The sequence below is a fragment of the Bradyrhizobium sp. CCBAU 53340 genome, assembly GCF_015291645.1.
Taxonomy (GTDB): domain Bacteria; phylum Pseudomonadota; class Alphaproteobacteria; order Rhizobiales; family Xanthobacteraceae; genus Bradyrhizobium.
Genome location: NZ_CP030055.1, coordinates 6,424,918 through 6,435,878, shown reverse-complemented (window position 1 = coordinate 6,435,878; position 10,961 = coordinate 6,424,918). Strand labels below are relative to the sequence as shown.

At 63.2% G+C, this 10,961-nt stretch carries 11 protein-coding genes; 4 read left to right on the top strand and 7 right to left on the bottom strand.

The window, feature by feature from the left end:
• Nucleotides 1-98 precede the first annotated feature (98 nt).
• Nucleotides 99-719: a TetR/AcrR family transcriptional regulator gene (locus XH89_RS30420; protein WP_194468680.1), complete on the top strand. Its 621-nt coding sequence runs from the start codon at nucleotides 99-101 to the stop codon at nucleotides 717-719.
• Nucleotides 720-734: 15 nt separating this feature from the next.
• On the opposite strand, the gene XH89_RS30415 is transcribed toward XH89_RS30420, so the two are convergent.
• The 4 genes from XH89_RS30415 to XH89_RS30400 form a co-directional block, all read right to left on the bottom strand.
• Nucleotides 735-2,042, bottom strand: a complete 1,308-nt coding sequence (locus XH89_RS30415) for a GGDEF domain-containing protein (protein ID WP_194464029.1) — start codon at nucleotides 2,040-2,042, stop codon at nucleotides 735-737.
• 233 nt (nucleotides 2,043-2,275) lie between these two features.
• Nucleotides 2,276-3,580, bottom strand: a complete 1,305-nt coding sequence (pncB, locus tag XH89_RS30410; protein WP_194464028.1) for a nicotinate phosphoribosyltransferase — start codon at nucleotides 3,578-3,580, stop codon at nucleotides 2,276-2,278.
• A gap of 121 nt (nucleotides 3,581-3,701) precedes the next feature.
• Nucleotides 3,702-4,913, bottom strand: a complete 1,212-nt coding sequence (locus XH89_RS30405) for an Lpg1974 family pore-forming outer membrane protein (RefSeq protein WP_194464027.1) — start codon at nucleotides 4,911-4,913, stop codon at nucleotides 3,702-3,704.
• A 144-nt stretch (nucleotides 4,914-5,057) separates the two neighbouring features.
• Entirely contained in the window at nucleotides 5,058-5,987 is a 930-nt protein-coding gene (locus XH89_RS30400) for a LysR family transcriptional regulator (RefSeq protein WP_194464026.1), read from the bottom strand.
• A gap of 97 nt (nucleotides 5,988-6,084) precedes the next feature.
• Here XH89_RS30400 and pcaH point away from each other — a divergent pair, with 97 nt between their 5' ends.
• Together pcaH and pcaG are read left to right on the top strand one after the other, a co-directional pair.
• Nucleotides 6,085-6,867: a protocatechuate 3,4-dioxygenase subunit beta gene (pcaH, locus tag XH89_RS30395; RefSeq protein ID WP_194464025.1), complete on the top strand. Its 783-nt coding sequence runs from the start codon at nucleotides 6,085-6,087 to the stop codon at nucleotides 6,865-6,867.
• Between the two features lie 4 nt (nucleotides 6,868-6,871).
• The gene (gene pcaG / locus XH89_RS30390; RefSeq protein WP_194464024.1) at nucleotides 6,872-7,498 is read left to right on the top strand and encodes a protocatechuate 3,4-dioxygenase subunit alpha; all 627 of its coding nucleotides are present in this window, start codon (nucleotides 6,872-6,874) and stop codon (nucleotides 7,496-7,498) included.
• A 24-nt stretch (nucleotides 7,499-7,522) separates the two neighbouring features.
• On the opposite strand, the gene XH89_RS30385 is transcribed toward pcaG, so the two are convergent.
• The 3 genes from XH89_RS30385 to XH89_RS30375 all read right to left on the bottom strand — a co-directional run bounded on the left by XH89_RS30385 (nucleotide 7,523) and on the right by XH89_RS30375 (nucleotide 9,801).
• A complete protein-coding gene (locus tag XH89_RS30385; protein WP_194464023.1) occupies nucleotides 7,523-8,134 on the bottom strand; it encodes an NYN domain-containing protein in 612 nt (203 codons plus the stop codon).
• Between the two features lie 525 nt (nucleotides 8,135-8,659).
• Nucleotides 8,660-9,049: a nuclear transport factor 2 family protein gene (locus XH89_RS30380; RefSeq protein WP_194464022.1), complete on the bottom strand. Its 390-nt coding sequence runs from the start codon at nucleotides 9,047-9,049 to the stop codon at nucleotides 8,660-8,662.
• A gap of 38 nt (nucleotides 9,050-9,087) precedes the next feature.
• Nucleotides 9,088-9,801 carry a DJ-1/PfpI family protein gene (locus XH89_RS30375; RefSeq protein WP_194464021.1) on the bottom strand — a complete coding sequence of 238 codons (714 nt, stop codon included), beginning with the start codon at nucleotides 9,799-9,801 and terminating at the stop codon, nucleotides 9,088-9,090.
• Nucleotides 9,802-9,861: 60 nt separating this feature from the next.
• On the opposite strand from XH89_RS30375, the gene XH89_RS30370 reads away from it, so the two are divergent.
• Nucleotides 9,862-10,878, top strand: coding sequence for a GlxA family transcriptional regulator (locus tag XH89_RS30370; protein ID WP_194464020.1), 1,017 nt, complete (start codon nucleotides 9,862-9,864; stop codon nucleotides 10,876-10,878).
• The last annotated feature ends 83 nt before the right edge of the window (nucleotides 10,879-10,961 follow it).

Below are 10,961 nucleotides of genomic sequence, written 5' to 3'. Positions count from 1 at the left end.
GCGTCGTCGACGAAGGTGGAGGCGATATCAACAGCGAGGGTTTGCATTTTGCGGGTCTCCAGGTTAATTTGAACAATGTTCACATGAGTAGCTTGAAAATGAACAATGTTCAAGAAGAATCGGTGCGGGATCAGAAAAAAAATCGGCGCCGGCTCCAGATCCTGGAGATCGCCCGTCGCATTATCGCGACTAAGGGCTTGAGATCGTTGAAGGTTCGGGACGTTTCCGAGGCTGCCGGCTGCTCGGTCGGCAGCGTCTATAACGAATTCGGCGACTTCGACGGGGTGATCCTGACCGTCAACAGGGAGACGGTTCAGGCGCTGACGGCGCGGCTGCGCGGGGTTCCGGATGAGGATCCGGTCCGCCAGCTCTATGGGCTGGCCGAGACCTATCTCGACTTCTTCGCCGAGCACGCCAATTTGCTGCGCTCGCTGTTCGAGCATCGAATGGAGGACGACCGTCCTTACCCCGACGATATCCTTCAGATGGTGATGGATGCCTTCGCGCTGATGCATCCGCCGCTGGTGCGGGTGTTGCCGGATGCCGATGACGTGAAGATCGCGCTGCTGTCACGCACGCTGTTTTCCGCGGTGCATGGAATCATCTCGCTCGGCCTTGAAGAACGTATGGTCGCCGTGCCGCCGCAGATGCTGCGCCAGCAGGTGACGCAGTTCCTGGACGCGCATCTCGTCGGGCTCGGAATCCTGCCGGCACGATAAACGCGATGGTCGCCCTCATGCGCGGGCGGCCTCGCGCGGTCTCGCGGCGACGAGGACGACGTCCGCTTTCCCGTTGTCGACCTGAACCCGGTTACGTCCCTTCTCCTTGGCGTGATAGCAGGCCGCATCGGCCCGACGCATCGCCTCCTCGAGCGTGGTGTCGCGGTCGGTGATGCAGGTAACGCCGATGCTGGCGGTCACCGCAAAGCAGCGATCGTCCCAGGCGAAGTTGAACAGCTCGAGCGTCCGCCGCAGCCGCTCGGCGATATCGATGGCATCGTACGGCGGACATTGCGGCAGGATCAGGCAGAATTCGTCGCCGCCGAGCCGGGCGACCAGATCGCGCGGCCGCCGATCCTGCTGCAGCAGCTGCGCGATCTGACACAGCAGCCGATCGCCCGCGAGATGGCCGCAGCTGTCGTTGACGCTCTTGAACTGGTCGAGATCGAGCAGGATGAGACTGAGCGCACCTTCGCCGCCGCCATCGAGCTCGCGCTGCAGGCGCGCCTCGAAGGCGCGCCTGTTGGCGATACCGGTCAGCCAGTCATGCGAGGCCTGAAAGGCGAGGCGCTCTTTCTCGGCATGTAGCGCATCCTCGAACGCCTGTCGCTGCAGCACCAGCCGCCGCGTGTGCCAGATCAGGAGCAGGATCAGGGTCGCGGCGGTGGCGACGTTCAGGCTTGTCAGCGTCAGCTTGATGGCGCGTGAGCCCTCGCCCAGCACGGTCGAGAACCGCTCGGCATGTCCCGTGAACTGCCGGTTCAGCTCCGAGAGCCGCGACGACAGAAATTGCTGGCGCTCGCTGTCGCGAATCGGACCATGCTTCAGCTCGCTCCGGATGACTTCACCGAAGACGCTGAGCTCCAGCAGCATCGGATCGGTGGCGGCCCATTCCCGGATCGCTTCGCGGAGGAAGCTGACCTGGTTGAAATAGCGGAACAGCCAGATCAGGCCGGGAACGTCATCGGGATGATTGCCGCCTTGCAGGAAGCCGATGCGGGCGATCTCGACGTCGACCGGATCGCGCTCGAGCGCCCATCTTGCATATTCGTCGCCGATGGGGACCGCGAGCGCCGTCTGGTACTGTGCGAACTGGCCGGCTTCGCCCGAATGCAGATAGAGGTTGAGGAAATAGACCGCGTTCTTCTGCGAGCGCGACCACATCGCCTCGCCCGCGACATAGGCGCGAACCGATGACATCACCTCGAGGCTGAATCCCGCGATCGTCGCCTGGAGCACAACGACCATGACGAAGGGCGAGACGAGCTTGATGACGTGAAGGAAGCTGCGTTCCCTCGCCGACGTTGCTGTTCTGTGAAACACTGCGTTCCCCAAATCGCTCGACGATCCCAGCGGAGCGTTCGCTGATAACGCGAACCAGAGGGAAATGCTGCTTAACTCTACCTGAAATAGCAGCGAGACCGTCGCGCAGGGTGAAAGCGCCATGAAACGGATGCACGCAGATCGCGGCAAATGCTACGCAGCCGGAACTTGCGCACCCATGTCGCAAATCCCGCCTTCGCGATTCACCCGATCCAGAGAATTTCAGCCTGGCGTTAGACCAGCACCGGCTTGCGCACGCGACCAGCATCGCCGAACACGCGCAAATACCGCTCGATCTCCGAGGGCATGCCGGTTGCCTTCTCCGGATTGTCGGAGAGCTTGACGGCCGGACGTCCGTCGACCGAGGACACCTTGCAGACCAGCGAGATGGGATCGAGGTTGAACGAGCCGTCCGGCGCACAGCCGACGAAATCGTTGGTGAGGTTGGTGCCCCAGCCGAAGGAGAGCCGGACGCGGCCGGCGAAGTGATGATAGGTGTCCTCGATCGAGCCGACGTCCATCGCGTCGGAGAAGACGAGCAGCTTGTCCTTGGGGTTGCGGCCCTTCTTCTGCCACCAGGCGACGATTTCCTCGCCGGCCTGGATCGGCGGCGCGCTGTCGGGGCGGAAGCCGGTCCAGTCGGCCACCCATTCCGGCGCATCGCGCAGGAAAGCCTTGGTGCCGAAGGCGTCGGGCAGTGCGATCAGCAGATTGCCGCCATAGGTCTGGCGCCACTGGTCGAGGATGCGATAGGGCGCCCAGCGCAATTCCTCATCGTCCTTGGCGAGCGCGGCTGCGACCATCGGCAGCTCGTGCGCATTGGTGCCGATGGCTTCGAGATCGTTGTCCATGGCGAGCAGTACGTTGGAGGTGCCGATGAAGGACGATCCCAGACCTTCCTTCACCGCTTCCACGCACCAGCGCTGCCAGAGAAAGCCGTGGCGACGGCGCGTGCCGAAATCGGACAGCCGCAAATTCTCCAGCTTGCGCAGCCGCTCGACCTTGGTCCACAGCTTGGCCTTGGCCCGGGCATAGAGCACGTCGAGCTCGAAGCGGCCGCGGCCCTTCATCGCCGAACGCGAGCGCAATTCGTTGAGGATGGCGAGCGCCGGAATCTCCCACATCGTGCTGTGGGTCCACGGCCCGTGGAAATGGATTTCGTACTGGCCTTCGACCTTGCGCAGCTCGTATTCGGGAAGGCGGAATTCTGCCAGCCAGCGGATGAAGTCCGCCGAGAACATGTGGGTCTTGCCGTAAAAGGTGTTACCGGCGAGCCAGATCAGCTCCTTCTTGGAGAAGCGGATGGTCCGGGCGTGGTCGAGCTGGGCGCGCAGCTCGCCCTCGTCGATGGTCTCGGCAAGGCGCACATGGCGCGAGCGGTTGATCACCGAGAAGGTGACCTGCTGATCCGGGTAGTCCTCCCGAATCATCTGTAACATCAATAGTTTATAGAAATCGGTATCAAGCAGGCTGCGGATGATGGGATCCAGCCGCCAGCTGTGATTGTAGGTTCGGCTCGCAATGTCGGTCACTGTCATGACCGAATTCTAGCGTGGCCGCCCGCGCGCAACCAGTGGGTTTCGGGCGGGACAGGCCGTCGCTGGTGACCGCGCGCCGAGCCGGGTGCCGCGCACCCAAACGATCCTCTGCGATCGTGCCTTACATTGCGTCGAACTGCCCGGTGAGCGTGACGCGCGGACCGTGCGTGCGGTCCGGTGTGAAACCGGCGTTGGACGAGCCGGTCTCGTTGAACACGTTGACGAAGGCATCGAGCCGGTAGCTGGCACCAAGCTTGAGGTTCTGCGTCACCCAATAGGAAACGCCGACCTGGATGTCGGCGCTCAGCGCGCCGGCAAACAGCCGGTCACTGCCTGTAGCGATCTGATCGATCACCGTGGGGGGCGGGCTACCAACAAACAAGCTCCTCGCTGTGATCTGCGATTGCTGCCGACCCAATAGCAAGGCGACGTCGCCGCTATAATCGAACGACCATTGGCCGGCGAATCGGACCGAGCCTTCCAGACCGATAAGCGGTCCGGCGCCCAGGAAGCTCGCGCGCGTATCATCGAAATTCGATTGCGTGGCGGAGATGCCGGGGGCTGTGGCCGCCTGGACATTGGAAGTCGAACTCCGGACGGCAAACTCTGCAATACGAAGACCAGCCTTGAGCTGGAGTGCGTCTGGGCCGCGTCCAGCGATATCACGCCCGACCGCAAGATCAGCAAGCCAGTGGGTCTCCTTGTAAGCGGCCCCAAGAGTCTGCGTTCCCGTCAGCCCACCGCCGCTGAAGCCGATCGTTCGTGTGCCGTCGGTCTTGCCGCCTTCGCCGTAGCGGAATTGGCCGCCGATGTGCCAGAAGGATCCGGCGAAGCGATGGTCGAATCCGACAGCTGTTTCCCAGCCGACCTTGGGCGTCAGATCAAAGACACCTGTGACATTGTTGTTGCCGCTGTAGTTGCTGAATACGGGATCCCCACCGCTCCAGATCGCGCCGCCCTCGATCCAGGCCCTGAACTGCCCCGGCGCTTCAGTCGGCAGGGCCTTGACCGCCAAGGCGGCATGGGCCTGCAACGGATCGCGGCTTTGTGGCGAAGGAACGGTGGTCGAGGCGAACGCAGCCTTTTCCTGGTGCGATCGGAGCGGAGTCCTGCCGGGTTCGATCGAAGCGCGCGTGCCCTGCGATTTCAGCCGGCTATTCTCTTCCAGCAATCGCTGGTTCTCGCGCAAAGCGGCATTTTCCTTACGAATTGCAGCATTCTGGCGTTCCAGCTGTTCAAGGCGCGCATTGACGTCTTCGAGTTCACCGGCAGCGGTGCCAGTCGTCGTCAACGCCGCAATTGCACCGATCATGAGCGCAAGTCTTTTCTTCATTGATTCACCTCGTCACGCCTGTGGCGCGACCGTGACGAGCAATCACAGATTGCGCATCAACCGTTCGGTTGAAGTCGGCTTGCTACTGCGCTCCGCGCAGCATTTCCGCACGTGGGTGTGGCCGATAGGACGCAGCCGATGCGTTCAGCCGTCCGCGGCCGTCGCTGCGATCGTCTCGAGCTGGCCCCTGACCCAGCGATGCGCCGGGTCCTTCTGGTAGCGCTGGTGCCAGACCATGAACATCGGCAGCTCGGCTAGCGTACGCGTGCGTGAAGCTAGCGGAATCCGCGCCTGTGCGAATCCGTGCATGACGCCGGAGGCGAGCAGGCTCGGCATGCTCGCCAGCATCTGCGAGCCGCGCAGAAACGACGGTACGCCGGAGAAGCTCGGCACGGAGATGGCAATGTCGCGATGGAAACCGTTGGCAGCGAGCCGACGGTCGAAGTCGAGCCGCTCGTTGTCGGTGTAAACCACGGTGATGTGGCGTGCCGCGAGATAGGCGTTGCGGTCGGTTGGCGCGGGACGCGCCTTGGCGTCGTAATAGCAGACATAGTGATCGCTCAGCAGGCGCTTCTGTACGATGTCGACGCCGGACGGCGGCAGCGGTGTGATCAGAAGGTCGCAGCGGTTCTCGCGCAACATCGCGGGTGTGGGAGATTGCGAGGGAAGCACGCGCAGGTTCAAGCTCTTTACCTGCGCCGCGACATGGTCGAAGAACCGCGGCAACAGCAGGTCGCGCTGGAAGTCGTTGGCGGCGATCGTCAGCGACAGCTGCGCGCTTGCCGGCTCGAACGTGACGCCACCGGCAAAGCTCCGCATCTCGTCGATCAGCGCGCGTGCCTTGGCGGCCAGCGCCTGGGCATGGGCGGTTGCGACGATGCCGCGGCCGGATTTTGCGAACAGCGGATCGCCGACGATCCGCCGCAGCTTGTTGAGGCTGTGGCTGACTGCGGATTGCGTCAGGCCGAGCCGCGTCGCGGCCGCCGTGACCGAGCCTTCCTCCAGCACGGCGAGGAACAGTTCGAGGGCGTGGCCGTCGAGGGCCAAATGATCGATTTTGTTCATGGGATTCATTATAATCGATCTATTTATCTTGAGAATAGGGGGCGGCATTATCGTTCAATAAGCCGCGCACCCGGGCCCCGGGGCGCCCAAGGGAGAGACAACGCCGATGAACGTCCAGGCGCCAGCCTTGCAGGATCCTCGCCTCAACCGCCCCGAGCCGTTCACGCCGCGCGACGGCGGCTTCTTCCAGCGCGACCGCTCGATCCATCCGCCGGCATATGCGCCCGGCTACAAATCCTCGGTGCTCCGCTCACCGCGCCAGTCGCTGCTGTCGATCGAGAACTCGGTCTCGGAGATCACAGGGCCGGTGTTCGGTCACAATGATCTCGGGCCGCTCGATAACGATCTGATCCGCAACTACGCCAAGGACGGCGATCCCGTTGGCGAGCGCGTCATCGTCCATGGCCGCGTGCTGGACGAGACCGGCCGCGGCGTGCCGAACACGCTGGTCGAGTTCTGGCAGGCCAATGCCGGCGGCCGCTACCGGCACAAGAAGGATACGTATCTGGCCCCGATCGATCCAAACTTCGGCGGCTGCGGCCGCGCGCTGACCGACGACACCGGCTACTATTATTTCCGCACCGTGAAGCCCGGACCCTATCCCTGGCGCAATTTCGTCAACAGCTGGCGTCCAGCCCACATCCATTTCTCGGTGTTCGGCTCGGGCTTTGCGCAGCGGCTGATCACGCAGATGTACTTCGAGGGCGATCCGCTGATCCCGATCTGCCCGATCCTGACGACGATCCCGGACAAGGACGCGCTCGACCGTCTGGTCGCGCCGCTCGACCTCAACGCCTCGACGCCGTTCGACTCGCTCGCCTACCGCTTCGACATCGTGCTGCGCGGCCAGCGTTCCACCTATTTCGAAAATCGTCCCGAAGGGAACTGAGCAAATGCCGCAGCCGCTCAACTATCTCAAGGAAACCGCCTCGCAGACCGCCGGGCCCTATGTCCACATCGGCCTCATCCCGGCCATGGCCGGCTTCGACATCTTCGAGAAGAACTTTTCCAACGTGCTGGTGACGCCGAACACGCAAGGCGAACGCATCACGCTGGAAGGCAAGGTGCTCGACGGCAGCGGCACGCCGTTGCGCGACGTGTTGCTCGAGATCTGGCAGGCCAATGCCGCCGGCCGCTACAACCATCCGGCCCACCGCTCAACCGGTGCGCTGGATCAGGACTTCCGCGGCTGGGGTCGCGCCGGCTCCGACTTCGAGAGCGGGGTGGTGACTTTCGAGACCATCAAGCCCGGCGCGATCGTCGACAGGACGGGTCGCAAATGCGCGCCGCACGTCAACCTCTGGATCGTCGCGCGCGGCATCAATATCGGCCTCAACACGCGACTCTATTTCTCCGACGAGGAAGCCGCTAACGCCGCCGATCCCGTGCTCAACCTGGTCGAGCCGCCAGTGCGTCGCAAGACATTGATCGCCACACGGAGCGAGCGTGCCGGCAAGGTCGTGTATTCCTTCACGGTCAATCTGCAGGGGCCGGACGAGACCGTGTTCTTCGACGTCTGACGAACTGACAGCCGTCAGCCAGGATCATTCGACCCGATCACTTCGATTGACCGTTCCGCGGCTGAGGAATTGCGATGGCTGCTGACGTATTTCCCGCGATCCCGGCCGTTCGGCCGGATCGCGCCCCACTTTTGGTTTTAGTTCTGCCAGATCGGTGAAGACGTCCGCCTGCCGGCGCAGCTCGTCGGCGACCATCGGCGGCTGGGTGATGAGCGTCGAGACCACCGTCACGCGGACGCCACGCCGCTGCACGGCCTCCACCAGCGACCGAAAGTCCCCATCGCCGGAGAACAGTACGATCTGATCGACGTGCCCGGCGAGCTCCATCGCATTCACGGCGAGATCGACATCCATGCTGCGCTTCACCTTGCGGCGGCCGGTGGTGGCGTCGATGAATTCCTTGGTCAGCTTGGTGACGACGGTGTAGCCATTATAGTCGAGCCAATCGATCAACGGGCGGATCGACGAATATTCCTGATCTTCGATGATCGTCGTGTAGTAGAAGGCCCGCAGCAGGGTGCCGCGACCCTGAAATTCGCTGAGCAGGCGCCTGTAATCGATGTCGAAGCCGAGTGCCTTGGTGGTCGCATAAAGATTCGAGCCGTCGATGAAGAGCGCGATCTTGGGCCAGGACATGATGCACAAATCCCCAGTTCCGCCTGGAAGCTGCTAGGTGCCGGGTCCTGTGTGCCCCCATGAAACACTGAAAAGGGACAATCGCCCGTTGAAAAAGTGGCGCAGACGACCGGACAGGCATGGCCGTCTTGCGCCAAGGCTATGGGAGGTCCATGCCACCGGCGTCGGGGCACCGAATGCAGCCACGCTAAGACGTGTGCGTTTCACGCTCAATTGTACGGAGGTAAAGGACCTCTATCCAAAGGATTGGTCGCTCTATACGAAGGTAAGTAGGAGCGGCGGGAATGGCGGCGGGCCCGGTCCGAATTGGTCTGATCCCGATGATAGCCGTCTTCGATTTTCGAGCGACGAGCGCGCGTCAAGGTCGTGTATTCCGTCGCGACCAATCTGCAGGGGCCGGAGGAGGTTGTCTTCTTCGATGTTTGCGTCACCTGATCAGGAATGAGCCGGCCACATCCCGAGATGCAGCCGGCTCTGTTGTCGTGGAGGAACCTGCATCGCCGAATTCCGTCGGCGACGCGCCAGCTAAAATCCCGTCGGTCCGACTGCTCCGACCCAGCGCTTGACCCTGGTGGGATCCTTTTCGTCCATATAGAAGAAATGGACCATCGTCGGTCTCACGGGTGCGATGTTTGGGTCGTCGAAACGCATCGCGACCTTGCCGTGAAAGATCTTGAGCTCTGGACTATCCCAGAACTCGACGACGTCGTGGAGCGCCGTAAAGCCGCGGTCGATGAACTGACGCAGATTGTTGCGGATCGCCTCGCGGCCGTGCCAATCGGCGACGCCGAGATTGCAGATGGCATCTTCGGCGAAACAGTCGAAACCCTTGCCGAACGTCTTGTCGTCGATCTCCTTCCACATCGCGAGCAGCCAGTCCGGTGGAGCGGTCCTGGTAAAGGTTTTTATGCTCATGCTGTTCTCCTTCGGTTGGTCGATATGAGCGTTGCGAGCTAGAGATTGGCGGCGGCGATTCCGAGCCGAGCCGCGACCCGCCGGGCCGTTGCCTCGCGCTGTGCGGTGATGCCGGCGACTGCGCGCCTCGCCTGGTCGAGGATCGGGCGCGGGGCACGTTCCGGCGTGCCACTGTCGAATGGCGGTTCCGGCGCATACTGCATGTAGAGCTGGATCGCGCGCGCGGTGTCGTCGCCGCGGAGCTCGGCTGCGAGCCAGAGGGCACCGTCAATTCCGGCCGTGACCCCGGCGGCGAAGATCCAGTTCCCGTCGACGACCACCCGTTCATTGACAGGAGTGGCGCCGAACAACGGCAGCAGGTGGAACGAGGCCCAATGGGTCGTCGCCCGGCGTTCGCGCAACAATCCTGCCGCGCCGAGGAGCAGGGCACCGGTGCAGACGGAGAAAATGTGACCGGCGCCTGCGACCTGCTTCTGGATCCAGGACAGCACCTCCTCGTCCTCCATGATGGCTTCCTGACCGAAGCCGCCCGGCACGTGAAGCACGTCGAGCCGAGGCGCATCGGCGAGCGTCGCATCCGGCGTCAGCCGCAAGCCTTTGAGGTCGCGCACCGGCGTGGTCGTTTTCGCATAGACGCGATAGGTCGCGTTGGGGATGCGCGATAGCACCTCGAAGGGACCGGTGAGGTCGATCTGGTCGAGGTCGTCGAACAGCAGGGATCCGATTTGCAGATGGGTCTCGGGCGGGATCATGGCTTCGCTCTCAACTCGATGCTGGACAGCGGCATTCTAACCGGGCACGCTGTGGCGCAAATGCCAAAGACCCCTCGCTTCTCGCCAAGTTCACTGTCCCGTGCGCGGGCCAGCTCCGCGCGCGTGATCGAGGTGCTGGCCTATCCGTCGGTGCAGTTGCTCGACGTCACCGGACCGCTCCAGGTATTCGCGACCGCCAACGAGCAGATCGTGGAGGCCGGAGGAACGCCGCCTTATGTCCTTCGCGTGGTCGCGAAAGATCGCGCGCGCGTGACGGCGTCGTCAGGACTCGAGATTGCAGCGGAGCCGCTTCCGCGCAGCGGCAGCGCGCTGGACACGCTGGTGGTCGCCGGAGGCCCGGGCGTTGATCTCGCTGCATCCGATCCAGCCTTGCTGGGCTGGTTGCGGCAGCGCGTGAGAAAGGCGCGGCGCGTTGCATCGGTCTGCACCGGCGCATTTCTGCTCGGTGCGTCGGGCGCCCTGGACGGACGGCGCGCGGTGACTCATTGGTCATATTGCGCCGAGCTCGCGAAGCGTTTCCCCGCCATACGCGTCGAGTCCGATCCGATCTTCGTGCGCGACGGCGCCATCTGGACCTCCGCCGGGGTCACGGCCGGCATCGACCTGGCGCTGGCCTTGGTCGAGGAGGATCTTGGCCGCACCACCGCGCTCGCCGTGGCGCGCTATCTCGTCGTCTTCCTCAAGCGGCCGGGTGGTCAGGCGCAGTTCAGCGAGGCGCTGTCGCTGCAATCGGCCGAGGACGAATTCGGCGCGCTGCACGACTGGATCAACAAGCATCTCGCCGGCGACCTCTCCTTGCCGCGACTGGCTCATCAGGCCGGCATGAGCGAGCGCAGTTTCAGCCGCCACTATTCCAAGGCCACCGGACTGACGCCGCTGCGCGCGATCGAACGATTGCGGGTGGAAGCGGCTCGGCGAATGCTGTCGGAGACACGCCTGCCGGTGAAGCGGATATCCCAGCGTTGCGGCTTCGGGTCGGAAGAGACCATGCGCCGCAGTTTTTTGCGCGTGCTCGCGACCGCGCCGCAGGATTATCGCCGCCGCTTCGGCTCGTGAATGAGACCAAAGTCTAGCCAGTTGGTCCACGACGAAAAGGAACCAAATCGCCTACGGATCTTTGCTTTGACAGATTCCTCGCG